Here is a 24,870-nt window from a genome sequence, read left to right as displayed (position 1 = left end):
AGCCGTTCCCGCAGGTACGCCGCCTGTCCGCTACAGCCGGGACACGTTCCGCTCGTACACCAGGCGCAGGCCGATGAGGGTCAGCCAGGGCTCGTGCTCGTCGATGACGGAGGACTCGCCCAACACCATCGGCGCAAGGCCGCCCGTCGCGATGACGGTGACGTCCTCGGGGTCGGCCGCCAGCTCCTTCTTCATCCGTGCGACGACGCCGTCGACCTGGCCGGCGAAGCCGTAGATGATGCCCGACTGCATCGCCTCGACCGTGTTCTTGCCGATCACGCTGCGCGGCCGGGCCAGCTCAATCTTGCGGAGCTGGGCGCCCTTGACGCCGAGCGCCTCGACCGAGATCTCGATGCCGGGGGCGATGACACCGCCGGTGTACTCGCCCCTGGCGGAGACCGCGTCGAAGGTGGTGGCCGTGCCGAAGTCGACGACGATCGCCGGACCGCCGTACAGGTCGACGGCGGCGACCGCGTTGATGATGCGGTCCGCGCCGACCTCCTTCGGGTTGTCCATCAGGATCGGCACCCCGGTCTTGATGCCCGGCTCGACGAGGACGGCGGGGACGTCGCCGTAGTAGCGGCGGGTCACCTCGCGCAGCTCGTGCAGGACGGCCGGGACCGTGGAGCAGATCGCGATGCCCTCGATGCCGTCGCCCAGCTCCATGCCGAGCAGCGGGTGCATGCCCATCAGGCCCTGGAGCAGCACGGCGAGCTCGTCGGCGGTGCGGCGGGCGTCGGTGGAGATCCGCCAGTGCTCGACGATCTCCTCGCCGTCGAACAGGCCGAGGACGGTGTGGGTGTTGCCGACATCGATGGTGAGCAGCATCAGACGACGGCCCCGTCGGTGTCGCGGAAGTCCAGGCCGATGTCGAGGATCGGCGAGGAGTGGGTGAGCGCGCCGACGGCCAGGTAGTCGACGCCCGCCTCGGCGTAGGCGCGGGCGGTGTCGAGGGAGAGCCGGCCGGAGGACTCCAGGACCGCGCGGCCGCCGACCAGGGCGACCGCCTCGGCCGTCTGCAGCGGGGTGAAGTTGTCCAGCAGGATCAGGTCGGCGCCCGCGTCGAGCACCTCGCGGACCTGCTGCAGGGTGTCGACCTCGACCTCGATCGGTACGTCCGGGAACTCGTCCCGCACCCGCTTGAAGGCCTCGGCCACGCCGCCCGCCGCGATGACGTGGTTGTCCTTGACCAGCGCCGCGTCCGACAGCGACATGCGGTGGTTGACGCCGCCGCCGCAGCGCACCGCGTACTTCTCCATGGCGCGCAGGCCCGGGGTGGTCTTGCGGGTGTCGCGGACCCTGGCCTTCGTGCCTTCGAGCACATCGGCCCAGGCGCGGGTGGCGGTCGCGATGCCGGAGAGCCGGCACAGCAGGTTGAGCGCGCTGCGCTCGCCGGTGAGCAGGTCGCGGGTGCGGGTGGTGACGGTCAGCAGCTTCTGGCCGGGGGCGACCCGGTCGCCGTCCTCGACGTGGCGCTCGACCGCGAACTCGTCCGTGCAGACGATGGACAGGACGGCCTCGGCGACGCGCAGACCGGCCACGACACCCGCCTCGCGGGCGGTGAAGTCACCGGTGGCCACGGCGTCCTCGGCGACGGTCGCGACGGTGGTGACGTCCACACCGCCGTCGAGGTCCTCCTCGATGGCGACGTGCGCGACGTCCTCGACCTGGACCGGGTCCAGGCCCGCGTCGGCGAGGAGCTGGGCGAGGGCGGGGTCGAGGCCGCACTCCAGCGGGTCGACCTCGTAGAAATCGTCCCCGCCGCAGCCGCAGCCGTCCCCGCAGCCACCCGCGGACGGTGCGGGCGCGCCGATCTGGATCAGCGGTACGTCCACCGGTGTGGGGCGCGGATTCTCTTCGGGCGTGCTCACGGTTACGGCTCCTCGGTGACGTCGGCGGGGTGGGTCTGGGGTGCTGCTGCGCAGTCTGGTGCCTGCGTGGGGCGTACGGGCCCGAATGCCTCGGTCTCCGTCCGACGGAGGACCGGTTGACGCTCCGGGGTGAGCCGGACGACGAGGTGGCGGCGCCAGTTCTCGTCGTCGCGCTCGGGCCGGTCCTCGCGCCAGTGGCAGCCGCGGGTCTCCTCGCGCCGCCGGGCGGCGGCGACCAGGACGCGCGAGACGAGCAGCAGGTTGGTCGCCTCCCACGCCTCGACGCCGGGCACCGCGACCTTGGGCTCGTCCGCCTGCACGGCCAGGACGGCGCTGTCGTGGAGGGCCTCCAGCTCGTCGGCGGCGGCGGCCAGGCTCTCGGCGGAGCGGAGCACTCCGGCGCCCCGGGTCATGATGCGCTGGATCGTGCTGCGGGCCTCCGGGGCGATCAGCGGGGACGGCGCGCGGTCGTCGCCGGTCTCCGCGGCGCCCGCGCGGGGCCGCTCCCCGACGATGTCCGCCGCGATGCGCTCGGCGAAGACGAGGCCCTCCAGGAGGGAGTTGGACGCCAGCCGGTTCGCGCCGTGCACGCCGGTGCAGGCGACCTCGCCGCAGGCGTACAGGCCGGGCACCGTGGTACGTCCCCGCAGGTCGGTGCGGATGCCGCCGGAGGCGTAGTGCGCGGCGGGGGCGACCGGTATCGGTTCGGTGATCGGGTCGATGCCGTGGGCGCGGCAGGCCGCCAGGATCGTGGGGAAGCGCTGCTCCCACATCTCGGCGCCGAAGTGGCGGGCGTCGAGGTACATGTGCTCGGTGCCGTGCAGTTCCATCCGGCGGGTGATGGCCTTGGCGACGATGTCGCGCGGGGCCAGCTCCGCCAGTTCGTGCTGTCCGAGCATGAAGCGCGTACCGGACGCGTCGACGAGATGGGCGCCCTCGCCCCGTACCGCTTCCGACACCAGCGGCTGCTGGCCCTCGGAGCCGGCGCCGAGGAAGAGGACCGTCGGGTGGAACTGGACGAATTCCAGGTCGGAGACCTCCGCGCCGGCCCGCAGCGCCAGCGCCACGCCGTCGCCGGTGGAGACCGCCGGGTTGGTGGTGGCGGAGAAGACCTGGCCCATGCCGCCGGTGGCGAGGACCACCGCGGGGGCGTGGACCGCGCCGACGCCGTCGTGCTGGCCCTCGCCCATGACGTGCAGCGTGACGCCCGCGGTACGCCCTTCGGCGTCGGTGAGGAGGTCCAGGACGAGCGCGTTCTCCACGGTGTGCAGGGCGGCTTCGCGGACCGCCTCGACCAGGGCGCGGGAGATCTCGGCGCCCGTCGCGTCGCCGCCCGCGTGGGCGATGCGGCGGCGGTGGTGGCCGCCCTCACGGGTCAGCGCGATGTCGCCGCTCTCCGTGGTGTCGAAGTGGGCGCCGGTCCCGATCAGCCGGCGCACGGCGTCCGGGCCCTCGGTGACCAGGGTGCGGACCGCCGTCTCGTCGCACAGGCCGGCGCCCGCGACCAGGGTGTCGTCGAGATGCTGCTCGGGGGTGTCGCCCTCGCCGAGGGCGGCCGCGATGCCGCCCTGCGCCCAGCGGGTGGAGCCGTCGTCGAGGCGGGCCTTGGTGACGACGACGGTGGCGAGGCCCGCGGCGGCGCAGCGCAGTGCGGTGGTGAGACCGGCCACGCCGGAGCCGACCACCACGACGTCGGCGTCGATGGACCAGCCGGGGGCGGGGGCGGTCAGCCGTATTCCGGTCACGTGGTGGCTCCGAAGGTCAGCGGGATGTTGTCGATGAGGCGGGTCCTGCCGACCCGCGCGGCGATGGCGAGGATCGCCTCACCGGAGGTGCGGTCGTCGGGGATCTCGGTGAAGTCGGCCGGGTCCACGAGCGCCAGGTAGTCCAGGGCGAGCGGGGGCTGCGCGCCCGCCGCGTCGTCGAGGATCAGGAGCGCCGCGGCCCGTACCGCCGAGGGGCCGTCGACCGGGCGGGCCAGGGCCACCGCCTGGGTGTCGGCGGCCGCGCGGGCCTCGCCGAGCGCGGTGAGCGCGGCGGCCCGGCCGGTGGTGGCCGCGGTGGTCTGCGCGCGGGCGTGCAGCGCCTGCTGGGCGGCGAGCCGGTCGCGGGCGGCGAACAGGGCCCGGGACAGGGCGAGGGCGGTGTGCCGTTCCTCCGCGTCCAGGAAACGGTTGCGGCTGGAGAGCGCGAGGCCGTCCGGCTCGCGGACCGTCTCCACGCCGGCGATCTCCACCGGGAAGTTCAGATCGCGCACCATGCGGCGGATCAGCGCCAGCTGCTGGGCGTCCTTCTGCCCGAAGAACGCGACGTCGGGGCGGGTGAGGTGGAGGAGCTTGGCGACGACCGTGAGCATGCCGTCGAAGTGCCCGGGGCGCGAGGCGCCTTCGAGCCGCTCGCCCATCGGGCCCGCGGAGATCCGGACCTGCGGTTCGCCGCCGGGGTAGACCTCGTCGACGGACGGCGCGAAGACCGCGTCCGCCCCGGCGGCGCCCGCCACGGCGAGGTCGGCGTCGAGCGTACGGGGGTAGCGGTCCAGGTCGGCGGCCTCGCCGAACTGGAGCGGGTTGACGAAGACGGTGGCGACCACCTGGCCGTCGGGCCCCGCCGCCGCGCGTGCGGCGCGGATCAGGGTCGCGTGGCCCTCGTGCAGGGCGCCCATGGTCATGACGACGGCCCGCGGCCCCTTGAGGGGGGCGAACGCGCCGAGCTCGGCCGCGGTACGGAGCAGGGTGGCGGCGGGACCGTGGGACGTCTGCGGTGCGACGGGGCGGGGGGTGCCGGGCCTGCCGGTCGTGTCGGTCATCGGGGCTCCTGTGATCCGGTGCCGCCCGTGGTGCCGGTGCCCGTGCCGTCGGCCAGGACCCCGAGCAGGTCCTCGGCCAGCTCCGGCTTGAGCATGCCGTGGGCGAGCGCGCGGTCGGCGGTGGCGCGGGCCATCGCGACGTATCCGGCCACGGCCTGCGGGGCGTGCCTGCGCAGCTCGCCGATGTGCGCGGCGACCGTACCGGCGTCGCCGCGGGCCACGGGGCCGGTCAGCGCGGCGTCGCCGGAGCGCAGGGCGTTGTCGAGCGCGGCGCCGAGGAGGGGGCCGAGCATCCGGTCGGGGGCGGCGACCCCGGCCGTACGCAGCAGCTCCATCGACTGGGCGACCAGGGTGACCAGGTGGTTCGCGCCGAGGGCGAGCGCCGCGTGGTAGAGCGGACGGGACTCCTCCGCGATCCATTCGGGCTCGCCGCCCATCTCGATGACCAGCGCCTCGGCGGCGAGCCGCAGCTCCTCGGGGGCGGTCACGCCGAAGGAGCAGCCGGCCAGCCGCTGGACGTCGACGGAGGTGCCGGTGAACGTCATCGCCGGATGCAGGGCGAGCGGCAGGGCACCGGCCCGCAGCGCCGGGTCCAGGACCTTCGTCCCGTACCGCCCCGAGGTGTGGACGATCAGCTGTCCCGGCCGCACCGCACCGGTCTCGGCGAGGCCTTCGACCAGGCCGGGCAGGGCGTCGTCGGGGACGGTCAGCAGCACCAGCTCGGCGCGCGCGAGAACCTCGGCGGGCTCCACCAGCGGTACGTCGGGCAGCAGGGCGGCCGCCCTGCGCACGGACGCGTCGGAGACGCCCGAGACGGCGACCGGCCGGTGCCCGGCGAGCTGCAGGGACGCGGCGAGAGCGGGGCCGACACGGCCCGCGCCCACGACGCCGACCGTGAGGCGGGCGGGGCGGTCCCTCGCGTCGAGGGGTTCATGGGGGGCTGTTGCATTCACGCGGCGGGGCCTTCCGTTCCAGTCCGCGGGGGGTACCGGACGATTTCTCTGCATGCTACGCCAGCGTTTGGCCCGGACTCCTGGCCGTCCACAGCCTGTGGGTGAAGTCCGGGCGGGGGCGCGGCCCGGAGCCGGGGCGCCCGGAAAACCGTGCGGGCCCGAGCTGCGCGCTGCGTGATGATCGTCCCATGACAGACACAGCAGACCTGGACGGGCAGCCGCGGCCGGAAGCGCGGGAGGAATCCCAGGAGGAAGCGCAGCGGCTGCGCAGGATCAACGCCTGGCACGCGGCCGAACGAGTCCTGATCAGGCCACCCATGAATCTCTCGCTCGGCGAACGGCTGGCCGCGCTGGCGGCCGGGGCCGGGGCCGTCACCGATCTCGACCGCCCCGCGGACATCTACGGCAACGGCGTCGTCGCCGAACTGGAGGAGCGGATCGCGGGCCTGCTGGGCATGGAGGCCGCCGCGTTCTTCCCGACCGGGACGATGGCGCAGCAGGTCGCGCTGCGGTGCTGGGCCGGGCGGACCGGCGATTCCACGGTGGCGCTGCATCCCCTCGCCCACCCCGAGGTGCACGAACGCGGCGCGCTGGGGGCGGTGAGCGGGCTGCGTACCGTCCATCCGACGTCCGAGCCCCGGCTGCCCACGGCCCAGGAGATCCGCGACTTCGACGAGCCTTTCGGCACGCTGATGCTGGAGCTGCCGTTGCGCGACGCCGGTTTCGTCCTGCCGACGTGGGAGGAGCTGGAGGCCGTGGTGGCGGCCGCGCGGGAACGCGATGCGGTGGTGCACATCGACGGCGCGCGGCTGTGGGAGTGCGCCCCCCACTTCGGGCGGGAGCTGCCGGAGATCGCGGCGCTCGCGGACAGCGTGTACGTGTCGTTCTACAAGACCCTCGGCGGAATCTCCGGGGCCGCGCTGGTCGGTCCCGGGTCGCTGATCGAGGAGGCCCGCACCTGGCGCCACCGGTACGGCGGGCAGCTCTTCCAGCAGTTCCCCGCGGCGCTCGCCGCCCTGATCGGCCTCGATCAGGAGCTGCCGCAGCTGCCTTCGTACGTGGCGCAGGCGAAGGTGGTGGCCGGGGCGCTGGCCGAGGGCTTCTCGGCGGCCGGCACCGGGTGGTTCCGGGTGCATCCGGAACCACCGCACACGCATCAGTTCCAGGTGTGGCTGCCGTACGCGGAGGACGTCCTGACGGAGGCGGCGGTGCGGCAGGCGGAGGAGACGGGGGTGTCCCTCTTCCGCAAGTGGTACCCCGCGGCCGCCGGGCCGCCCGGACTGTCGTTCACCGAGGTGACGGTGGGGCGGGAAGGGCTGGAGTGGACGGCTGAGGATGTACGGGACGCGGTACGGGAGTTCGTGGCGCGGCTGGCCTAGCAGGGGCCTGCCGGGCCGACCGGGGAACGGCCGGGAGCACCGGAACCGTCGGCTCCGCGGTTTCGGCCCGACCCGGCTCCGCGGCTTCGGGTGAACAGGGACCGCAGCGCCGCCCGTCGGCGACCGCGCGCCGGGCGGCCCGCGATCACCGCGTCGAACCGGCGCCGGTCGCGTGCCTCGCGCACCACTTCCCAGTCGTGCCGGCCCGGCAGCGGCGGCGGAAGTTCGCCCCGCTGGGCCGCGCGATAGCTGTCGATCATGTGCTGCTGAAGGGCGTCCATGGGCCTCAGCTTGGGCCGCTCCCGGCCCGTCCGGCCCGCCGATTGACGACCACCGTCAAATGGCGCGATCCCTTTCGCGGGCACCCCGCACTATGGAGGGGTGAGCGTGCACATCGACATCGCCGGGCTGGCGCCCGACCGCATCGTCTTCGAGACCTCCCCCCTCGCCGAGCTGGGGCTGGCCCTGCATGCCCTCTCCGAGCCGGGGCACCACCCGGGCCTGCACGGCTGGGCGACGGCGACCTCCAGCGCGCTGGACCCCGACCTCGCCGACCGGCTGCACGAGGCCGATTTCCTGTGGCGCCACACGTTCTCGGACATCTTCATGCCGTTCGCCGGGATCCGCGGCGGCAACGGCAGGGCGGGCGCCAACCTCGCCGAGGACCTCGACATCCTCGACCGGCTGGACGACGAACGGTTCGTCGCCGCCGCCCTGGAGTTCACCTGCACCAGCCTGTACGGGCTCGGCGCGCCCTCCCCGCTCAGCGACCCGACGATGCGCACCCGCGCCCTGGACATGGCGGCGGCACGCGGCCCCCGGCAGGTGGAGTTCGCCCAGCAGCTGCTGGGCGATCCGGCCCCGGTGCGCGCCTGGGTGCGGCGCCTGTTCGAGGACTGCGACCGGGCGTTCTTCGCGGACACCTGGTGCCGGGTGCGGGTCCAGCTGGTCGCCGACGCCCGGCACAAGACCGATCTGCTGCGGCGCAAGGGGATCGGCGAGGCGATGGGCGCGGTGTCCACGGCGCTGACCGTCGACGAGGCCGGGACCCGGATCAGCGCCGACAAACTGACCGAGGGCCGCACCAGCGCCGTCGGCCCCGGGCTCACCCTCATCCCGTCCACCTTCGGCTGGCCGCACCTCAACCTGCTGCACGCACCGGGCTGGCGCCCGGTGATCCACTACCCGGTGCACCAGCCCGAGCTGCCCTCCCCCTCCTCCGTGGAGCTGCTCCAGCTGCGCATGGAGGCGCTGGCCCACCCGATGCGGATGCGCCTCTGCCGCCATCTCGCCCGCTCCCCGCACACGACCGGCCAGCTCGCCGATACGCACGGCATCACGGCCCCCGAGGTCTCCCGGCACCTCTCGGTCCTGAAGAAGGCGGGCCTGGTCACCACCCGTCGGCGCGGCCGGTACGTGCTGCACCAGCTGGACCTGACCTCGGTGGCACGGCTCGGCAGCGACTTCCTGGAAGGCATCCTGCGCTGACCGGAAGGCACCCCGGGCCGAGCCCCGGCTCGGGGCGTCGACCCGGATCGGCGGACCCGCGGGTCAGACCGCCCCGCCACCGGCCCGGACCAGCCCGGTCTCGTACGCGAGGACCACGACCTGCACCCGGTCGCGCAGGTTCAGCTTGGTGAGGATGCGGCCCACGTGCGTCTTCACGGTCGCCTCGGAGAGCACCAGGCGCGCCGCGATCTCGCCGTTCGACAGGCCCTGCGCGACCAGCAGCATCACTTCGCGCTCGCGCTCGGTGAGCTTGGCGATGTCCTTGTGCTGGGGTTCGCCGGTGCCGCTCGGCAGCATCGGGGAGAACCGGTCGAGCAGCCGGCGGGTGGTGGACGGGGCGACGACGGCGTCGCCGCTGTGCACGGAGCGGATCGCGGCCAGCAGTTCGGCGGGCGGCACGTCCTTGAGCATGAAGCCGCTGGCCCCGGCCTTCAGCCCGGAGAAGGCGTACTCGTCGAGGTCGAACGTGGTCAGGATGAGCACCTTGGGCGCGTCCGGCTGCGCACAGATGCGCCGGGTGGCCTCGACACCGTCCAGCCTCGGCATCCGCACATCCATCAGCACCACATCGACAGCGGTGGCACGAAGGTTCTCGATCGCCTCCGCGCCGTCGCCGGCCTCGGCCACGACCTCCATGTCCGGCTGGGCGGCGAGCACCATCCGGAAGCCGGTGCGCAGCAGCACCTGGTCGTCGACGAGCATCACGCGGATCGCCATGAGGGGTCCTGTCTCCTGTCCTACGTCCGGTGGGCCCGGTACGTCGTCCCGTGGGCCCGGTCCTGCGTCTAGTGGGCCGGCTTGAGCGGCAGCAGCGCGCTGATCCGGAAGCCGCCGCCGGGCCGCGGCCCGGCGTCCAGCGTGCCGCCGACCATGCCGACCCGCTCGCGCATCCCGATCATCCCGTGGCCCGCGCCGTCGGCGCCGCCGTCCTCGTACAGTTCGTGCGCCGCGCCCCGCCCGTCGTCCTCGACCAGCAGTCCGAGCCCGTCGTCGAAGTAGACCAGACGCACGCTGGCCCCCGCGTCCGGGCCGCCGTGCTTGCGGGTGTTGGTCAGGGCCTCCTGCACGATGCGGTACGCGGTCAGCTCGACGCCGCTGGGCAGCGGGCGGGGGGTTCCCTCGATCTTGAAGTCGACGGCCAGGCCGGTCTGTCTGACCTGTTCGATCAGATCCTCGATCTGGTCCACATCGGGCTGCGGGACGTACTCCCCGCTCTCCTGGGCATCGCCCGTCCGCAGCACCCCGAGCAGCCGCCGCATCTCCGCGAGCGCCTGCCTGCCGGTGCTGGAGATGGTCTCCAGGGCCTGCTTGGCCTGGTCGGGGGCCGCGTCCATGACGTATGCCGCACCGTCGGCCTGCACCACCATCACCGACACGTTGTGCGCGACGACATCGTGGAGTTCCCGGGCGATACGGGCCCGCTCGGCCGCCACCGCGACCTTCGACTGCGCCTCGCGCTCCCGCTCCAGCCGGGCGGCGCGCTCCTCCAGCTGGCTGAAGTAGGCGCGCCTGGTCCGCATCGAGTCGCCGAGCACCCAGGCGAGCACGAACGGCACGGTCAGCACGACGACGATGAAGATCTCCTCGGCCCAGCCGGTCCGCGGCCCCTCGCCCGGCCAGCGCAGCTTGGACAGCCCCGCCGCGCACAGGCTGCAGACCAGCGCGAGCCGGGACGCCCAGCGCTCCCCGACGGTGGCCACGGTGAAGACGATCACCAGCATCGCGAAGTTCATGACACCGGGTCCCACTCCGGTGACCAGCTGCACCACCCCCATCGCGATGGCGAGCAGCAGCATCTTCGCCGGCGCGCGCCGGCGCAACGCGACAACGGCGCAGAGCCCGAGGATGACCGGAACGGCAGCGACACGCTCCCCAGCACTTCGCCCCATACCCACCATGGACAGGCCGGAGAGCCCGAGGAGGACGACGGCCCAGAAGGTGTCGACGCCCGTCGGGTGTCTGCGGAGGAAGTCGTAGAGGCGCTGCACGTCACCCAGCGTAGGGACAGACAAGGGGCGCACGGGTCAGCCGGAGGGCCGATCCGGCTTCTGGGACCGTACTCCCCAAGGTGGAGACTTGGATACGTGACGGATGAGTGGCGTGGGTGGCAGGAGGCGGCAGCGACCGCTTTGTACGGGGACGGGGGGTTCTACCGGAGCCCCGAAGGGCCGGCGGGCCACTTCCGTACCTCCGTCCACGCCTCCCCGCTCTTCGCCTCCGCCGTCGCCCGGTTGCTGGTCGCGACGGCGCGGGAACTGGGCACCGGATCGGTCGACCTGGTGGACCTGGGCGCCGGGCGGGGCGAGCTGCTGACGGGGGTGCTCGCGGCGCTCCCGGCCGCGGGCGCCGACGGCCTCGCCGTACGCACGTACGCCGTGGAGCTCGCCGACCGTCCGCCCGGACTGGATCCCCGGATCGAGTGGTGCGCCGAACCGCCGCCGCGGACGTACGGCCTGCTGTTCGCCAACGAGTGGCTGGACAACGTCCCGACCGAGGTCGCCGAGACCGACGCGGACGGCGTCGACCGGTACGTCCTCGTCCGGACCGAGGACGGCACGGAACGGCTGGGCGAGCCGGTGGCCGGGGCGGACGCCGAGTGGCTGCGCCGCTGGTGGCCGTCGGCCGGACCGGGCAGCCGCGCGGAGATCGGCCGCCCCCGCGACGAGGCCTGGGCACGGGCGGTGGACACGCTGGCCGGAGGGCTCGCCGTGGCCGTGGACTACGCCCATGCGCGGGAGGCGCGGCCCCCGTTCGGCACCCTGACCGGCTTCCGGGCCGGCCGCGAGGTCCGGCCGGTGCCGGACGGCAGCTGCGACCTCACCTCGCACGTGGCCCTGGACGCCTGCGCGGCGGCCGGGGCCGGGGCCGGGGCGCCGCCCGAGCTGCTGAGCCAGCGCGAGGCGCTGCACCGCCTCGGCGTCAGCGGCGGACGCCCGCCCCTGGCCCTGGCGTCGGCCGACCCGGCCGGCTACGTACGGGCGCTCGCCTCGGCGGGCGAGGCCGCGGAGCTGACCGCCCGGGGCGGCCTCGGCGACTTCGGCTGGCTGATGCAGCGCAGGGACCGGGAAGCCGCCCCGTCGGCGGACCGGGGCCGGGGCCCGGGGCCGGTCCGCGGCGCATTCACGTAATACTGGCCGCATGACGGAGACGACAGTCGGCATCGGCGGCGCGGCGGAGAGCACCGACATGGTGCTCAACATCGGCCCCCAGCACCCCTCCACCCACGGCGTGCTCCGTCTGCGCATCGTCCTGGACGGCGAGCGCATCCAGCACGCCGAGCCGGTCATCGGCTACATGCACCGCGGCGCGGAGAAGCTCTTCGAGGCCCGCGACTACCGGCAGATCGTGATGCTCGCCAACCGCCACGACTGGCTGTCGGCGTTCTCCAACGAGCTGGGCGTCGTGATGGCCGTGGAGCGCATGCTCGGCATGGAGGTGCCGGAGCGCGCGGTCTGGACCCGCACCCTGCTCGCCGAGCTGAACCGGGTCCTGAACCATCTGATGTTCCTCGGCTCGTACCCGCTCGAACTCGGCGGGATCACCCCGGTGTTCTACGCCTTCCGCGAGCGCGAGGAGCTCCAGGCCGTGATGGAGGAGGTCTCCGGCGGCCGGATGCACTACATGTTCAACCGCGTCGGCGGTCTCAAGGAGGACCTCCCGGCCGGGTGGCTCGGCCGGGCCCGGGACGCGGTCGCCTCGGTCCGGTCCCGGATGGACGTCTACGACGACCTGGTGCTCGGCAACGAGATCTTCCGGGGCCGCACCCGCGGCGTGGGCGTGCTCTCCGCCGGGACCGTGCACGCGTACGGGGTGTCCGGGCCGATCGCCCGCGCCTCGGGCGTCGATTTCGATCTGCGGCGCGACGAGCCGTATCTCGCGTACGGGGAGCTCCAGGACACCCTGAAGGTGGTCACCCGCACCGAGGGCGACTGCCTGGCCCGCTTCGAGTGCCTGCTGGAGCAGACGCACAACGCCCTGGACCTCGCGGACGCCTGCCTGGACCGGATGGCCGCCCTGGCGCCCGGCCCGATCAACCAGCGGCTGCCCAAGGTGCTGAAGGCCCCCGAGGGCCACACCTACGCCTGGACCGAGAACCCGCTCGGCATCAACGGCTACTACCTGGTGTCCAAGGGCGAGAAGACCCCGTACCGGCTGAAGCTCCGCTCCGCCTCGTACAACAACATCCAGGCGCTCACCGAGCTGCTGCCGGGCACGCTGGTCGCCGACATGGTGGCGATCCTGGGCTCGCTCTTCTTCGTCGTCGGCGACATCGACAAGTGATCGACACGCAGCGGCCGCCGTCCCGGGCCCGGGACGGCGGCCGTTGCTTCTGCTTCTGCTTCTGCTTCTGCTTCTGCTTCTGCGGGATCGCGCCGCGCTACGAGATCGCGCTGCGCAGCTCCGCCACGTCCAGCTGCTCGGTCTCGTCGTGCGCGGTCAGGTCGATGACCTCGCCGACGACCCGGTTCCCGGCCGTGCCCGTACGGTGCGCGGCCAGCGCCTCCTCGCCCACCACGTCGGCGAGGTCCTCGTCCTGCACGGACTCGATCGCGGCGCGCGCCTTCTGCGTACCGAAGAAGTCGAAGCTGCCCTGCGGCACCAGGTGGCGGCGGGAAGCCGCGTACGGGGCGACGGCGGTGGCCGGGGCGGTGCGCGCCGGGGGCAGCGCGGCGGACGGCCGGGGCGCGGGCAGGGCGGCCGGCGGGCGCAGGTGCTGCGCGCCGGTCCGGTCCTCGTCCGCGGCGTGCTTGCCCTGCCGCTCCTCCGCCTCCCGGGAACGCTCCGCGAGATCACGCTTCCTGGCCTGCTCGGCGGTACGGCGCGCCTCCTGGAGCGCCCCGTTGCGCGAGAGGTCCTCCAGCGCCTGGGCGGCCCGCAGATAGGCGGCCGGCGTCGGGGTGCTGCGCGCGGCGGGCAGCTCCCGGGGCGCGGCGGCGGCCTCGATGGCGAGCTGCCTGCGGCCCTCCAGCGCGCTGGCCCGCTCGGTCTCGGCGTTGGCGTACCGGCGCAGCAGCGCGGCGTGCTCCCCGCGCAGGTTGGCGAGCTCCACGCGCTTGCGGCGCAGCTTCGTCTCCAGCCGGGCGCGCAGCTCCCGCGACTCCTCCAGGTCGGCCTCCAGCTCGGCGATCCGCTCCTCGGCCCGCCATTCATCACCGGCGCGGGCCCGCGTCAGCTCCGCGACCCGGCGGCCGGCTTCCTGGTCCCAGCTGCGCATCAGATACGCGCCGGTCACGGCGGCGACCGCCGAGGCGGCCACCAGACCGCGCAGGACCAGGGGCTCGGCGAGCAGCCAGGCGCCCCCGGCACAGAGGACCGAGACTCCGGCGACTGCCGACGGCGGAAGGATTCTGTGCAGAGGTGGCGAATGGCGATGACGTCCACGTGGCATGGCCTGAAATTTACCGTGTGTACGGGGCACTTGGGGGGCCGCCCGCCAATCTGTTCCCTGCCGGTTACCTGACGGCCCCCATTCCCCCCGATTCCTACTTCTCGACGAGGCCCTTCGACCGCAGATAGTCCTTGGCGACATCGGCGGGCTTTGCGCGCTCGGCGTCGACCTTGCGGTTCAGTTCCGCGAGATCCTCGGTGGTGAGCGCCTTGGTGAGCTTGCCGAGTGCGTCGGCAATGTCCGGGGAACCGGCGTCCTTGGCATTGAGGACCGGCAGTACGTTGTCGGCGTTCTGGAGCTTCTTGTCGTCCTCCAGGAACACCAGGTCGTAGCTGTCCAGCACCGCGTCCGTGGTGGTGGTGAGGACCAACTGGTCCTTGCCGTCCTTGACCGCCTGCTTGGACTGCGGCGTACCGACTCCCTTGGGGTCTATACCAGTGACATTGATGCCGTACGTCTTCTTCAGACCCGGTGCGCAGAACGGCCGCACCTCGCACTCGTCACCCGCCGCGATCTTCACTCCGGCCTTCGACCTGCCGAGGTCCGAAAGAGTCTTGAGCTTGTTCTTCGCGGCGAATTCCTTGGTCACCGCGAAGGCGTTCTGGTCCACGGCCGCACCGGCCGGGAGCACCTTCAGTCCGCGCGGGGTGGCGAGCTTCTCCAGCGCGGCGACCGTGGCCGCCGTGTCACCGGAGGCGACCGGCGCCTTCTCGGCCTTCTTCGAACCGTTCACCTTGGCATTGAGGAATTCGGCGATCGTCGCGGCGTATTCGGGGACGACATCGATCTCGCCCTTCTCCAGGGACGGCTCGTACAGTTCCCGGTTCGCCACCGTGGTGACCGAGGTGCTGTATCCGGCGTCGCCCAGGATCTGCGCGTACAGCTCCGCGAGCACCTTGGACTCGGTGAAGGAGGCCGCGCCGACGACCAGCGAACCCTTCTTGCCGGAGCCCGCGGCGCCGCCGGAGGATGCCGGGCCCGCCTTGTCCTTCTCCAGGCTGTCGCCGCCGCAGGCGGCGAGCGAGCCGGCCAGCGCCACCATGCCGATGACCGCGCCGGCTATGCGCGAGGTCTTGCTCATTGTCGTTCTCCGTCCACGGCCACGGGGGCCGTATGAGTCCACAGCAACAGGGTCTGTACGAGATCGGGGTCCGGGGATGGCGGATCGGGTTTCATGTGGCTGTCACACCGCCGTCATGCCGTCCGGCGGCGGCGCAGCGGTGACAGCAGCCGGTCCAGGCCCACCAGCACCGCCTCCACCAGCAGCGCGAGCACGGCGACCAGCACCGCCCCCGCGACCACCTGCGGGGTGTTGTACGTGTTGAACCCGGCGGTGATGATCCGGCCGAGACCGCCCTGGCCGACCATCGCGGCGATGGTGGCCGTGGCGACCACCTGGACCGCGGCGGAACGCAGCCCGGTCATGATCATCGGGTAGGCCAGCGGGAGCTCGACCCGGACGAAGAGCTGCCACCCGGACATCCCCATGCCGCGTGCCGCCTCCGTCACCGACCGGTCGACCTCCGTCATCCCGACGTAGGCGTTGGTCAGCAGCGGCGGCACGGCGAACAGCACCAGCGCGATGACCGTCGGCACATATCCGGCGTTGCGCAGCGGCGAGACCATGAAGAGGGCCAGCACCGCGAAGACCGGGATCGCCCGCCCCACGTTGGAGAGGTTGACGGCCAGCGTGCCGCCCTTCCCGATGTGCCCGAGGTACAGCGCGACCGGCAGCGCAATCGCGCACGCCAGGGCGAGCGCGACACCGCTGACGTACAGATGCTCACCGAGCCGGTGGGCCGCCCCGCTCTCCCCCGACCAGTTGGCGCCGGTGGTGAGCCAGGTCCAGGCCTCGCCGAGAACTCCCATGGGTCAGACCGCCTTTGCCACGGTGCCCGCGTCCGCGTGTGCGGCGCGTATTCGGGTCCAGGGGGTCAGCAGCCGCTGCACGCCGAGCAGCAGCAGATCCGCGATGACCGCGAGCAGTACGCACAGGACCGAGGCGGTGAGCACCTGGGCCTTGAAGAAGCTGGGGAGGGCGTCCCCTATGAGATTGCCGAGGCCGCCTCTGCCGATGATCGACCCGACCGTCGTCAGCGCGATCGTCGAGACCGTGGCGATCCGCACCCCCGCCATCAACGCCGGCATGGCCAGCGGCAGTTCGACCTCCCACAGCAGCCGGACCGGTCCGTAGCCCATTCCCTTCGCGGCTTCCTTCGCCTCCTGGGGAACGGCTTCGAGACCCGCCAGGATGTTCCGCACGAGAATGGTCAGCGAATACAGCACCAGACCGGTCACCACCAGCGCGGCGGAAAGCCCGAACAGCGGCAGCAGCAGCGAGAACATGGCGAGCGAGGGCACGGTGTAGAGAACCGTCGTCAGCCCGAGCACCGGTCCGGCGAAACGGCGGCTGCGGCGCGCGAGCAGCGCCAGCGGAAAGGCCACCAGGAGTCCGATCGCCACCGAGACCGCGGTGATCCAGATGTGCTGGACCGTCGCATCGGTCAACTCCTGGCTGCGGGAACGGAGATACTCCCCGCAGATCCAGTCGTTCGTCACCAGGCAGTTCTGTCCCGCGGCCATCCTTCCCCACCTCCCGGTCACCGCTTCGTACGTATGTCTGGCGACCCTATCCTCGACCACTGACAATCGCCGGAGCCGTTGTATTTCAGCAACATGTCCTTCACAGAACACGCGCCACAATGGGGAACCATGATCCGTTTCGAGCATGTCACCAAGCGGTACGCGGACGGCACCACCGCCGTCGACGACCTTTCCTTCGAGGTCGCCGAGGGTGAACTGGTCACGCTCGTCGGACCGTCGGGGTGCGGCAAGACGACCACGATGAAGATGGTGAACCGGCTGATCGAACCGACCGAGGGCCGGATATTCGTCGACGGGGACGACATATCCGCCATCGACCCCGTCCGGCTGCGCCGCCGTATCGGTTATGTGATCCAGCAGGTGGGGCTCTTCCCGCACCGTACGATCCTGGAGAACACCGCGACCGTCCCGCATCTCCTGGGCTGGAAACGGGGAAAGGGCCGGGAACGCGCGGCCGAACTCCTCGACCTTGTCGGACTTGACCCTTCCGTTTATGGCGACCGGTATCCGGAACAGCTCTCCGGCGGTCAGCGCCAACGCGTCGGTGTGGCAAGGGCGCTGGCCGCGGACCCGCCGGTGCTGCTGATGGACGAGCCTTTCGGCGCGGTCGACCCGGTCGTGCGGGAACGACTGCAGAACGAATTCCTGAAACTTCAGGAACAGGTCCGTAAAACCGTCCTGTTCGTCACGCACGACATCGAGGAAGCGGTCCGGCTCGGCGACCGGATCGCCGTCTACGGGCAGGGCTCCATCGAGCAGTTCGACTCCCCCGCCACCGTGCTCGGCGCCCCCGCCACCCCCTATGTCGCGGACTTCGTCGGCGCCGACCGCGGCCTCAAGCGGCTCTCCGTGACCCCCATCGAGGAGGGCGACCTCGACCAGCCGCCGGTCGTCCACCTCGACGACTCGCTGGCGCGGGCGACCGAGCGGCTGCGGGCCGAGGGCGCGCGCTGGGCCGTGGTACTGGACGGCCAGGACAATCTGCACGGCTGGATCGCGGCCGACGGCTCCGCCGCCGGGGCCGGGGACACGGTGCGCGCACACGCCCGCAGGATGGAGGCGTGGCTGCCCGTCGGCGCCCCGCTCAAGCAGGCGTTCGCCACCATGCTCCAGCACGACGCGGGCTGGATCGCCGTCATCGACGCGGAGAGCACCGGCCGGTTCCTGGGCGTGCTCACCCCGGCCCGGCTGCACGAGGCACTGCGCCGCTCGATCGACGCGGACGCCCAGGACGTCCCGCGCGCCGAGGTGGCGGTCGAGAGCGTGGAGAGCGTCACCAAGGCCGCCACGCGGTGAACCGGGGGCGCCCGGTTCACCGCCTGGCGGCCCGTGTCAGTTCTCGCTGAGCCGGCTGCTCAGCCAGTCCAGCGCCGAAGGGATCTCCCGCCGCCAGGTGTTGAAGTTGTGCCCGCCGCTGTCGAGCACGATCGACGAGACCTGGGCGGGCGACTTCACCTTGGCCATGAACTGCAGCGTGGTGCGGTAGTTCCCCTCGCCGTGCTTGGAGGTCGTGACGAGGAAGGACGAGTCGGGCTGCTTCGGCATGTGGTCCAGGGTCCACATCAGATCGGCGCGGTCCCGCGCGCTCTGGTCGCCCTGGAAGAGATCGCCGGTCGTCGGGTCCTCGGCCGCCTTGTAGTACGCGGAGAGCCCGACGCTCGCCCCGAACCGGTCCGGGTGGTGGAGCCCGATCTTCAGGGCGCAGTAACCGCCGGTCGAATTGCCGATGATGCCCCAGTTACGGGCCATTTTGCCGACCCGGTACGACTCCGAGATCACCCGCGGCAGGTCCTCGGCGAGGTAGGTCTCGGTCTGCGGCCCGCCCTTCACATCCACGCACTCGGTGTCCCGCGGCGGCGCGACCGTCGGCCGGAGCATCACCAGGATCATCGGCTGGGCCCGGCCGGCCTTCACCCGTTCGTGTGCCGTACGCGGGTACCGAAGGCTCTTCAGGAGGTTCTCCGAGACGCCCGGGTAGCCGGTGAGCACGACGACCGCCGGGAACTTGCGGCGGGCGAAGGCCGGCTGGAAGTACTCAGGCGGCAGGTACACGTACGCCGAGCTCTCGATCTTCGACTGCCGGCCCGCGATCACGACCTTGTCGATCCGCCCGCCCATCGTGGGCCGCGAACCGCCGGGCACGTCCGGCCGCTGGATCCCGACCCGGACGATGTTCTTCGACGCCAGCGTTCCGGCCGCGTGGTCCGTGACGACACCCAGATCCTGCTTCTGGCCGAACAGGTCGGCCCACGATCCGTAGAAGAGGAAGGAGTTGTTCGCCACCAGGGCCACCGTGACGAAGATCGTCACCTGGGTCGCCAGCAGCAGGCCGACCCTGCCGAACACCGCGGGCACGCTGCGACGGGCCAGCCGGGGCCAGAGCCAGACCGTGACGGCGAAGAACACCACGGCCAGCACGATGGCCAGAACCAGAAATGTCTTGCTGGTAAGACCCATGGGTGTTGAGCTTTCTTGTCTGGAAATTTCCGGCCGACGGGTGAACCCACGGCCCGGAAGCCTCGTCCTACAGGTCGCACATCGTCCGGAGGGCTACGACCGAAGGACTCAAGAATCTCTCGCGGAACCACGGGAAGCGATGTCTGTCACGCTAGATGGGGATAAATCGGGATCGGTTCCGAGTCCCGTACGCAAGTTCGTACGTGGCCCTCGCCCCGAGTCCGTACCGACGCTGGTCGGTACCGCCTGCACCGCCGTCGGCCTGATCGATGTCGCCGCGGGTGTCTTCCCGCGCTTCCGGCACAGCCGGATGCACACGCTCGCCGAGGTGCTGCCCGGCGCCCTCGGGCCGTTCGCCGCCGCGCTCTCGCTGAGCGCGGGCGTCCTGCTGCTGCTGCTCGCCCACGGCCTCAAGCGGCGCAAGCGGCGGGCCTGGCGGGCCGCCGTCGTGCTGCTGCCGGCCGGTGCGCTGGCGCAGTTCACCTACCGGCACTCGGTCATCGGCGCACTCGTCTCGCTGACACTCTGCCTGCTGCTCATCCGCAACCGCGGCGAGTTCGCCGCGCTCCCCGACCCCAGGAGCCGCTGGCGGGCCCTGGCCAACTTCGTGCTCCTCGGCGCGGGCTCGCTGGCCCTCGGACTGGTCGTCGTCAGCGCGCACCCCGGCCGGGTCGTGGGCAGCCCCAGCGTCGCCGACCGGCTCCAGCACGTGCTGTACGGAATGCTCGGCTTCGAGGGGCCGGTCGAGTACGCCGGCGACACCTCCTGGACCGTGGCGTACTCTCTCGGCGCCCTCGGTCTGCTGACCGCCGTCACCACCATCTACTTCGCCTTCCGCCCCGAGCACCCGGCCGCCCGCCTCACCGAGGACGACGAGGCCCGGCTGCGCACCCTGCTGGAGAAGCACGGCGGCCGCGACTCGCTCGGCCACTTCGCGCTCCGCCGCGACAAGGCCGTCGTCTTCTCCCCCAGCGGCAAGGCCGCCGTCTGCTACCGGGTCGTGTCCGGAGTGATGCTGGCCAGCGGCGACCCGATCGGCGACGTGGAGGCCTGGCCCGGCGCCATCGAACGGTTCATGGACGAGGCCAGGGCCCACTCCTGGACCCCGGCCGTGATGGGCTGCAGCGAGACCGGCGGCGAGGTCTGGACCCGCGAGACCGGCCTCGACGCCCTGGAACTCGGTGACGAGGCGGTGGTGGACGTCGCGGATTTCTCGCTCGCCGGGCGCGCGATGCGCAACGTACGCCAGATGGTGAAGCGCATTGAACGCCTCGGCTACGAGACCCGGGTCCGGCGCGTGAGCGACATCGGCGAGGCCGAACTGGCCCGCATCCGGCGCGCCGCCGCCGACTGGCGCGGCACCGACAACGAGCGCGGCTTCTCCATGGCGCTCGGCCGGATCGGCGACGCGGCCGACGGGGACTGCGTCATCGCCACCGCGCACAAGACCGACGAGCACACCGCCGACTCCCCCTACGGCGACCTGAAGGCCGTACTCCACTTCGTCCCGTGGGGCCGCGACGGCATGTCCCTCGACCTGATGCGCCGCGACCGCTCCGCCGACCCCGGCATGAACGAGCTGCTGATCGTCGCCGCGCTGCAGGCCTCCGCCCGGCTGGACGTCCAGCGCGTCTCGCTGAACTTCGCGATGTTCCGCTCGGCGCTCGCCCGGGGCGAGAAACTGGGCGCGGGACCGGTGCTGCGGACCTGGCGCGGGCTGCTGATCTTCCTCTCGCGCTGGTTCCAGATCGAGTCGCTGTACAAGTTCAACGCCAAGTTCCGGCCCCGCTGGGAGCCGCGCTTCGTCGTCTACCGCGCCGCGCGCGACCTGCCCCGCATCTCGCTGGCGGCCATGCAGGCGGAGGGCTTCGTGAACCTCGCCCTCCCCCGCCCCTTCGCCCGCCGCTTCCCGGCCCGCCGGCCCCGCCCCTGCGCCCACACCCAGGCGCCGGGCCAGGAAGGGCACGCGCGCGCGGCGTAGCGCCGCTCCGTACGGGGCCTACGCTGGTCGCATGAGTACGTTGCGTGGACGAGGCACGGTCCAGGGCCTGCCGGAGTGGGACCGCTGCGCGGTCATGGGTGTCGTGAACGTGACCCCGGACTCCTTCTCCGACGGAGGCCGCTGGTTCGACACCACGGCCGCGGTCAAACACGGCCTCGACCTGGTCGCCGAGGGCGCCGACCTGATCGACGTCGGCGGCGAGTCGACCCGCCCCGGCGCCAGCCGGGTGGACGCGTCGGAGGAGCTGCGGCGCGTGGTCCCGGTGGTCAGGGGCCTGGCGTCCGAAGGGGTCACGGTCTCCGTGGACACCATGCGGGCCCGGGTCGCCGAGGAGGCGGTCGCGGCCGGGGCCGCCCTGGTCAACGATGTGAGCGGCGGCCTCGCCGACCCCGACATGGTCCGGGTCGTCGCCGCGGCCGGCGCCCCCTTCGTCGTGATGCACTGGCGCGGCTTCAGCGAGTCCATGAACAGCCGTGCGGTGTACGGGGACGTCGTCGCCGAGGTCGCCCGGGAGCTGCGGGAGCGGATGGACGCCGTGATCGCGGGCGGCGTCGCCCCGGAACGGATCGTGATCGACCCCGGTCTCGGCTTCGCCAAGGACGCCTGCCACGACCTCTCCCTGGTCGCCCACCTCGACGAGCTGCGCGCCCTGGGCCGTCCGCTGCTGGTCGCCGCCTCCCGCAAACGTTTCCTCGGCCATGTGCTGGCCGGCGACGGCGCCGCACCGCCGCCCGCCCGCGAACGCGACGCCGCCACCGCGGCGATCTCCGCGCTCTCCGCCCACGCCGGCGCCTGGGCCGTCCGGGTCCACGAGGTACGGGCCACGGCCGACGCCGTACGGGTCGCCCGCGCCGTCGAGGGAGCCGCGTGACCGGGCCCCGCGACGAGCACGCGGAGGCGGCCGCCGACATCGCGGCCGTCGAGCAGGCCAACACCGCCTTCTACGAGGCGATGGAGCGCGGCGACCTCGAAGAGCTCTCCGGGCTCTGGCTGCCGGGCGAGGACCTCACCGTCTCCTGCGTCCACCCGGGCTGGCCGGTGCTGACCGGGCGCGGCGAGGTACTGCGCAGCTACGCGCTGATCATGGCGAACACCGAGTACATCCAGTTCTTCCTGACCGACGTCGGGGTCTCGATGACCGGCGACACCGCCCTGGTGACCTGCACGGAGAACATCCTCAGCGGCGGCCCCGCGGAGGACGGCAACGCGCTCGGACCGCTGGTCGGCCAACTCGTCGTGGCCACCAATGTGTTCCGGCGCACACCCGACGGCTGGAAGCTCTGGTCCCACCACGGCTCGCCCGTACTGACCGAAACCGGTGAGGAAGAGGACGAAGAGACACCCTCCTGACCGGGTGGTCGAGCGGCTGCACCCCGGAAGGGGATTGGATCCGGGCAGTACGGGTATACGCGGCTACCAGTCCCGTGAGGCCGTGTCCGCGGCCCCCACGGGCGAGCACTGTCGGTGCTCGCAGGTAGATTCGAAAGAGGGCACCTTGCCGTCCGCACGCGGCCCCGTGTCTCTACGACCAACGACAGCAGGAGTGATTCGCGTGGATCGTGTCGCGCTGCGCGGCCTCAAGGCCCGTGGGCACCATGGCGTCTTCCCCAAGGAACGGGAAGAGGGCCAGACGTTCATCGTGGACCTGGTGCTCGGCCTCGACACCCGCCCCGCGGCGGCCGCCGACGACCTGACGAAGACCGTGCACTACGGCGTCGTCGCGGAGGAGGTCGTCGAGGTGGTGCAGGGTGAGCCCGTCGATCTGATCGAAACGCTCGCGGAGCGCATCGCCCAGAAGTGCCTCAAGCACGAAGGAGTCGAGGAGGTGGAGGTCGTGGTGCACAAGCCGGATGCGCCGATCACCGTCCCCTTCGACGATGTGACCATCACCATCACCCGGAGCCGAGTATGACTGCGTTTTCCACCGAAGGGCAGAGCGACCCGACCGTACAGCCGGTGCCCGCCTCCGTGGTCGAGCAGGTGGACGCGGCGGACATCACCCTCTCCAACCCCAAGCGTGCCGTGATCTCCCTGGGCTCCAACCTCGGCAACCGCCTGGACACCCTCCAGGGCGCCATCGACGCCCTGGAGGACACCCCTGGCCTGCGGGTCAAGGCCGTCTCCCCGGTGTACGAGACGGAGCCCTGGGGCGTCGCCCCCGGCTCCCAGCCCTCGTACTTCAACGCGGTGATAGTCGTGAAGACGACGCTCCCCCCGTCCTCCCTCCTGGAGCGCGGCCAGGCCGTCGAGGAGGCCTTCGACCGGGTCCGCGAGGAGCGCTGGGGTCCGCGCACCATCGACGTCGACATCGTGGCGTACGCGGACGTCGTCTCCGACGACCCGGCGCTCACCCTCCCCCACCCCAGGGCCCATGAGCGGGCCTTCGTCCTCGCCCCGTGGCACGACATCGACCCCGAGGCCCAGTTGCCCGGCGCCGGCCCCGTCGCGGAGCTGCTGGCCGGGGTCGGCCGGGACGGCGTACTGCCCCGGGCCGATCTGGAACTCCGTCTGCCCGAGTAGTCGTTAGGCTCAACGGAAACGGATCACCGACGCCGCGGAACACCGGGCGACGGTGACCACGGCGACATGGATCACTGGCGGCGAAGGGCGGACCACTCGGTGAAGCAACTCAGGCTCGGGGTACTGGCCGGCCTCTTCGCCGCGGCCGTGGTGCTGTCCTGGGCCGGCGCCCGCCTCTGGGACTCCCTGGGCAACCTGCCGGGCGTACCCCTCGCCGCGCCGATCGTGCTCGCGGTGATCGCCGTCATCCTGCTGGCGACGGCGCTCTCCATCCGGTCCCGGCTGCGCGCCCAGCGCGAGCGCCGGCCGGGGGCCAAGGGCGTCGAGCCGCTGATGGTGGCCCGAGCGGTTGTCTTCGGCCAGGCCAGCGCCCTGGTCGTCTCCCTGGTCTCCGGCATGTACGGCGGCACCGGCGTCTTCCTGCTCGGCTCCCTCGACATCCCGGCCCGCCGCGATCAGGCGATCTACGCGGGCTTCGCGGTCCTGGCGGGCATCGCGGTGGTCGCCGCGGCCCTCTGGCTGGAGCACATCTGCAAGCTCCCGGAGGACGAGGACAAGGACAGGAGCTCGGCGCCCGCGTAGGGCCGTTCGTCCGGACCGGGCCGGATCCGGACGAAAGCCCCTGGGGCACCGAGCTCTGTCACACGGCTCCGTGGGCGTTCAGCGCGCCATGATCAGGCTCATGGCCTCGGCGCGCGTCGCGGGGTCGCGGAGCTGTCCGCGCACCGCCGAGGTCAGCGTCTTCGCCCCGGGCTTGCGGATACCGCGCATCGACATGCACATGTGCTCGCACTCGATGACGACGATGACCCCGCGCGGCTCCAGGATCTCCATCAGGGACTCGGCGATCTGCGTGGTGAGCCGCTCCTGGACCTGCGGGCGCCGGGCGTAGACATCGACCAGCCGGGCCAGCTTGGAGAGGCCGGTGATCTTGCCGCTGGTCGCCGGGATGTACCCGACATGCGCGACTCCCCGGAACGGCACCAGATGGTGTTCACAGGTGCTGAACACTTCGATGTCCTTGACCAGCACCATCTCGTCGTGACCGAGGTCGAACGTGGTCGTCAGGACGTCCTCGGGCTTCTGGTGGAGGCCCGCGAATATCTCCTTGTACGCCCGTGCCACCCGCCCCGGCGTCTCGCGCAGACCCTCACGGTCCGGGTCCTCGCCCACCGCGATGAGGAGTTCACGAACGGCGGCCTCGGCCCTCTTCTCGTCGAACTCGCCGATCGAACCCTGGCCGTCCAGCGTCACCGGGTCGGTCATCTGTGCCTCGTTCCTCTGAGCTGTCACCTGCGCATACCTCCGCACGGGCGTACGAAAAAGCCGCGCCCCCACAGGCTAGAACCTGTGGGGGCGCGGCTTCCATTCCGGGCCCGG

At 72.2% G+C, this 24,870-nt stretch carries 25 protein-coding genes; 11 read left to right on the top strand and 14 right to left on the bottom strand.

Features of this window, described 5'->3' with window-relative positions; all coding sequences use genetic code 11:
- Positions 1-30 precede the first annotated feature (30 nt).
- Genes ACFV8T_RS10000 through ACFV8T_RS09980 form a run of 5 tightly spaced genes read right to left on the bottom strand, consistent with a single transcriptional unit; the run spans position 31 to position 5,630 of the window.
- The gene (locus ACFV8T_RS10000; RefSeq protein ID WP_266417696.1) at positions 31-828 is read right to left on the bottom strand and encodes a type III pantothenate kinase; all 798 of its coding nucleotides are present in this window, start codon (positions 826-828) and stop codon (positions 31-33) included.
- Positions 828-1,871 carry a carboxylating nicotinate-nucleotide diphosphorylase gene (gene nadC / locus ACFV8T_RS09995; protein ID WP_385326176.1) on the bottom strand — a complete coding sequence of 348 codons (1,044 nt, stop codon included), beginning with the start codon at positions 1,869-1,871 and terminating at the stop codon, positions 828-830. Before nadC ends, ACFV8T_RS10000 begins: the two co-directional genes overlap by 1 nt.
- Before the next feature lie 2 nt (positions 1,872-1,873).
- Positions 1,874-3,616, bottom strand: coding sequence for an L-aspartate oxidase (locus ACFV8T_RS09990; protein WP_385326174.1), 1,743 nt, complete (start codon positions 3,614-3,616; stop codon positions 1,874-1,876).
- Entirely contained in the window at positions 3,613-4,677 is a 1,065-nt protein-coding gene (gene panC / locus ACFV8T_RS09985) for a pantoate--beta-alanine ligase (RefSeq protein WP_385326172.1), read from the bottom strand. Before panC ends, ACFV8T_RS09990 begins: the two co-directional genes overlap by 4 nt.
- Positions 4,674-5,630 carry a Rossmann-like and DUF2520 domain-containing protein gene (locus ACFV8T_RS09980; protein WP_385326170.1) on the bottom strand — a complete coding sequence of 319 codons (957 nt, stop codon included), beginning with the start codon at positions 5,628-5,630 and terminating at the stop codon, positions 4,674-4,676. Before ACFV8T_RS09980 ends, panC begins: the two co-directional genes overlap by 4 nt.
- A gap of 188 nt (positions 5,631-5,818) precedes the next feature.
- Between ACFV8T_RS09980 and ACFV8T_RS09975 the strand changes: the two genes are divergently transcribed.
- Positions 5,819-7,009: a threonine aldolase family protein gene (locus tag ACFV8T_RS09975; RefSeq protein ID WP_385326168.1), complete on the top strand. Its 1,191-nt coding sequence runs from the start codon at positions 5,819-5,821 to the stop codon at positions 7,007-7,009.
- Here ACFV8T_RS09975 and ACFV8T_RS09970 read toward each other — a convergent pair.
- On the bottom strand, positions 7,006-7,290 hold the full coding sequence (locus tag ACFV8T_RS09970) for a hypothetical protein (protein ID WP_385326166.1): 285 nt from the start codon (positions 7,288-7,290) through the stop codon (positions 7,006-7,008). The two genes, ACFV8T_RS09975 and ACFV8T_RS09970, sit on opposite strands and share 4 nt — an antisense overlap.
- Positions 7,291-7,396: 106 nt before the next feature.
- Between ACFV8T_RS09970 and ACFV8T_RS09965 the strand changes: the two genes are divergently transcribed.
- The gene (locus tag ACFV8T_RS09965; RefSeq protein ID WP_385326258.1) at positions 7,397-8,497 is read left to right on the top strand and encodes a DUF5937 family protein; all 1,101 of its coding nucleotides are present in this window, start codon (positions 7,397-7,399) and stop codon (positions 8,495-8,497) included.
- A 63-nt stretch (positions 8,498-8,560) separates the two neighbouring features.
- Here the strand turns inward: ACFV8T_RS09965 and ACFV8T_RS09960 are convergent, their stop codons facing one another.
- Both ACFV8T_RS09960 and ACFV8T_RS09955 read right to left on the bottom strand, forming a co-directional pair.
- Positions 8,561-9,235 (bottom strand): response regulator, encoded by a 675-nt coding sequence (locus ACFV8T_RS09960; protein WP_385326164.1) that lies wholly within the window; start codon positions 9,233-9,235, stop codon positions 8,561-8,563.
- Between the two features lie 68 nt (positions 9,236-9,303).
- Positions 9,304-10,506 carry a sensor histidine kinase gene (locus ACFV8T_RS09955; RefSeq protein ID WP_385326163.1) on the bottom strand — a complete coding sequence of 401 codons (1,203 nt, stop codon included), beginning with the start codon at positions 10,504-10,506 and terminating at the stop codon, positions 9,304-9,306.
- A 96-nt stretch (positions 10,507-10,602) separates the two neighbouring features.
- On the opposite strand from ACFV8T_RS09955, the gene ACFV8T_RS09950 reads away from it, so the two are divergent.
- Positions 10,603-11,646, top strand: coding sequence for an SAM-dependent methyltransferase (locus ACFV8T_RS09950; protein WP_385326161.1), 1,044 nt, complete (start codon positions 10,603-10,605; stop codon positions 11,644-11,646).
- A gap of 10 nt (positions 11,647-11,656) precedes the next feature.
- Positions 11,657-12,799 (top strand): NADH-quinone oxidoreductase subunit D, encoded by a 1,143-nt coding sequence (locus ACFV8T_RS09945; protein WP_385326159.1) that lies wholly within the window; start codon positions 11,657-11,659, stop codon positions 12,797-12,799.
- Between the two features lie 97 nt (positions 12,800-12,896).
- On the opposite strand, the gene ACFV8T_RS09940 is transcribed toward ACFV8T_RS09945, so the two are convergent.
- From ACFV8T_RS09940 to ACFV8T_RS09925, 4 genes are all read right to left on the bottom strand, one after another.
- A complete protein-coding gene (locus ACFV8T_RS09940; RefSeq protein ID WP_385326158.1) occupies positions 12,897-13,907 on the bottom strand; it encodes a hypothetical protein in 1,011 nt (336 codons plus the stop codon).
- 94 nt (positions 13,908-14,001) lie between these two features.
- Positions 14,002-14,988: an ABC transporter substrate-binding protein gene (locus ACFV8T_RS09935; protein WP_385326157.1), complete on the bottom strand. Its 987-nt coding sequence runs from the start codon at positions 14,986-14,988 to the stop codon at positions 14,002-14,004.
- A gap of 113 nt (positions 14,989-15,101) precedes the next feature.
- A complete protein-coding gene (locus tag ACFV8T_RS09930; protein WP_385326156.1) occupies positions 15,102-15,776 on the bottom strand; it encodes an ABC transporter permease in 675 nt (224 codons plus the stop codon).
- A 3-nt stretch (positions 15,777-15,779) separates the two neighbouring features.
- Entirely contained in the window at positions 15,780-16,490 is a 711-nt protein-coding gene (locus tag ACFV8T_RS09925) for an ABC transporter permease (protein ID WP_385326154.1), read from the bottom strand.
- A gap of 129 nt (positions 16,491-16,619) precedes the next feature.
- Between ACFV8T_RS09925 and ACFV8T_RS09920 the strand changes: the two genes are divergently transcribed.
- A complete protein-coding gene (locus ACFV8T_RS09920) occupies positions 16,620-17,807 on the top strand; it encodes an ABC transporter ATP-binding protein (RefSeq protein WP_385326152.1) in 1,188 nt (395 codons plus the stop codon).
- A gap of 36 nt (positions 17,808-17,843) precedes the next feature.
- Here the strand turns inward: ACFV8T_RS09920 and ACFV8T_RS09915 are convergent, their stop codons facing one another.
- The gene (locus ACFV8T_RS09915) at positions 17,844-18,968 is read right to left on the bottom strand and encodes an alpha/beta hydrolase (protein ID WP_385326150.1); all 1,125 of its coding nucleotides are present in this window, start codon (positions 18,966-18,968) and stop codon (positions 17,844-17,846) included.
- Positions 18,969-19,107: 139 nt separating this feature from the next.
- Between ACFV8T_RS09915 and ACFV8T_RS09910 the strand changes: the two genes are divergently transcribed.
- The 6 genes from ACFV8T_RS09910 to ACFV8T_RS09885 all read left to right on the top strand — a co-directional run bounded on the left by ACFV8T_RS09910 (position 19,108) and on the right by ACFV8T_RS09885 (position 24,072).
- Positions 19,108-20,949 carry a phosphatidylglycerol lysyltransferase domain-containing protein gene (locus tag ACFV8T_RS09910; protein ID WP_385326148.1) on the top strand — a complete coding sequence of 614 codons (1,842 nt, stop codon included), beginning with the start codon at positions 19,108-19,110 and terminating at the stop codon, positions 20,947-20,949.
- 94 nt (positions 20,950-21,043) lie between these two features.
- Positions 21,044-21,841 carry a dihydropteroate synthase gene (gene folP / locus ACFV8T_RS09905; protein ID WP_385326256.1) on the top strand — a complete coding sequence of 266 codons (798 nt, stop codon included), beginning with the start codon at positions 21,044-21,046 and terminating at the stop codon, positions 21,839-21,841.
- The gene (locus ACFV8T_RS09900) at positions 21,838-22,320 is read left to right on the top strand and encodes a nuclear transport factor 2 family protein (protein WP_266417642.1); all 483 of its coding nucleotides are present in this window, start codon (positions 21,838-21,840) and stop codon (positions 22,318-22,320) included. Before folP ends, ACFV8T_RS09900 begins: the two co-directional genes overlap by 4 nt.
- A gap of 202 nt (positions 22,321-22,522) precedes the next feature.
- Complete coding sequence (folB, locus tag ACFV8T_RS09895) at positions 22,523-22,882, top strand: dihydroneopterin aldolase (protein ID WP_072487082.1); 360 nt, start codon at positions 22,523-22,525, stop codon at positions 22,880-22,882.
- The gene (gene folK, locus ACFV8T_RS09890; protein WP_266417638.1) at positions 22,879-23,490 is read left to right on the top strand and encodes a 2-amino-4-hydroxy-6-hydroxymethyldihydropteridine diphosphokinase; all 612 of its coding nucleotides are present in this window, start codon (positions 22,879-22,881) and stop codon (positions 23,488-23,490) included. The genes folB and folK overlap by 4 nt, the downstream gene beginning before the upstream one ends.
- A 99-nt stretch (positions 23,491-23,589) precedes the next feature.
- Positions 23,590-24,072 carry a DUF3180 domain-containing protein gene (locus tag ACFV8T_RS09885; RefSeq protein WP_385326146.1) on the top strand — a complete coding sequence of 161 codons (483 nt, stop codon included), beginning with the start codon at positions 23,590-23,592 and terminating at the stop codon, positions 24,070-24,072.
- 78 nt (positions 24,073-24,150) lie between these two features.
- Here ACFV8T_RS09885 and folE read toward each other — a convergent pair whose 3' ends face one another.
- On the bottom strand, positions 24,151-24,756 hold the full coding sequence (folE, locus tag ACFV8T_RS09880; protein ID WP_385326255.1) for a GTP cyclohydrolase I FolE: 606 nt from the start codon (positions 24,754-24,756) through the stop codon (positions 24,151-24,153).
- Positions 24,757-24,870: the final 114 nt, after the last annotated feature.

Origin of the sequence: Streptomyces sp. NPDC059832, from assembly GCF_042731715.1 — a bacterium.
GTDB lineage: Bacteria > Actinomycetota > Actinomycetes > Streptomycetales > Streptomycetaceae > Streptomyces.
Note: the sequence above shows the minus strand (reverse complement) of the source record. Positions and strands in the feature narration are given on the sequence as shown.

Excerpts from the sequence above, each read along its gene's own strand:
- ACFV8T_RS10000 (WP_266417696.1), bottom strand. The coding sequence starts at position 828 with ATGCTGCTCACCATCGATGTCGGCAACACCCACACCGTCCTCGGCCTG.
- panC (WP_385326172.1), bottom strand. The coding sequence starts at position 4,677 with ATGACCGACACGACCGGCAGGCCCGGCACCCCCCGCCCCGTCGCACCG.
- ACFV8T_RS09975 (WP_385326168.1), top strand. The coding sequence starts at position 5,819 with ATGACAGACACAGCAGACCTGGACGGGCAGCCGCGGCCGGAAGCGCGG.
- ACFV8T_RS09970 (WP_385326166.1), bottom strand. The coding sequence starts at position 7,290 with ATGGACGCCCTTCAGCAGCACATGATCGACAGCTATCGCGCGGCCCAG.
- ACFV8T_RS09960 (WP_385326164.1), bottom strand. The coding sequence starts at position 9,235 with ATGGCGATCCGCGTGATGCTCGTCGACGACCAGGTGCTGCTGCGCACC.
- ACFV8T_RS09945 (WP_385326159.1), top strand. The coding sequence starts at position 11,657 with ATGACGGAGACGACAGTCGGCATCGGCGGCGCGGCGGAGAGCACCGAC.
- ACFV8T_RS09940 (WP_385326158.1), bottom strand. The coding sequence starts at position 13,907 with ATGCCACGTGGACGTCATCGCCATTCGCCACCTCTGCACAGAATCCTT.
- ACFV8T_RS09935 (WP_385326157.1), bottom strand. The coding sequence starts at position 14,988 with ATGAGCAAGACCTCGCGCATAGCCGGCGCGGTCATCGGCATGGTGGCG.
- ACFV8T_RS09930 (WP_385326156.1), bottom strand. The coding sequence starts at position 15,776 with ATGGGAGTTCTCGGCGAGGCCTGGACCTGGCTCACCACCGGCGCCAAC.
- ACFV8T_RS09925 (WP_385326154.1), bottom strand. The coding sequence starts at position 16,490 with ATGGCCGCGGGACAGAACTGCCTGGTGACGAACGACTGGATCTGCGGG.
- ACFV8T_RS09920 (WP_385326152.1), top strand. The coding sequence starts at position 16,620 with ATGATCCGTTTCGAGCATGTCACCAAGCGGTACGCGGACGGCACCACC.
- ACFV8T_RS09915 (WP_385326150.1), bottom strand. The coding sequence starts at position 18,968 with ATGGGTCTTACCAGCAAGACATTTCTGGTTCTGGCCATCGTGCTGGCC.
- ACFV8T_RS09910 (WP_385326148.1), top strand. The coding sequence starts at position 19,108 with ATGTCTGTCACGCTAGATGGGGATAAATCGGGATCGGTTCCGAGTCCC.
- folP (WP_385326256.1), top strand. The coding sequence starts at position 21,044 with ATGGGTGTCGTGAACGTGACCCCGGACTCCTTCTCCGACGGAGGCCGC.
- folK (WP_266417638.1), top strand. The coding sequence starts at position 22,879 with ATGACTGCGTTTTCCACCGAAGGGCAGAGCGACCCGACCGTACAGCCG.
- folE (WP_385326255.1), bottom strand. The coding sequence starts at position 24,756 with ATGACCGACCCGGTGACGCTGGACGGCCAGGGTTCGATCGGCGAGTTC.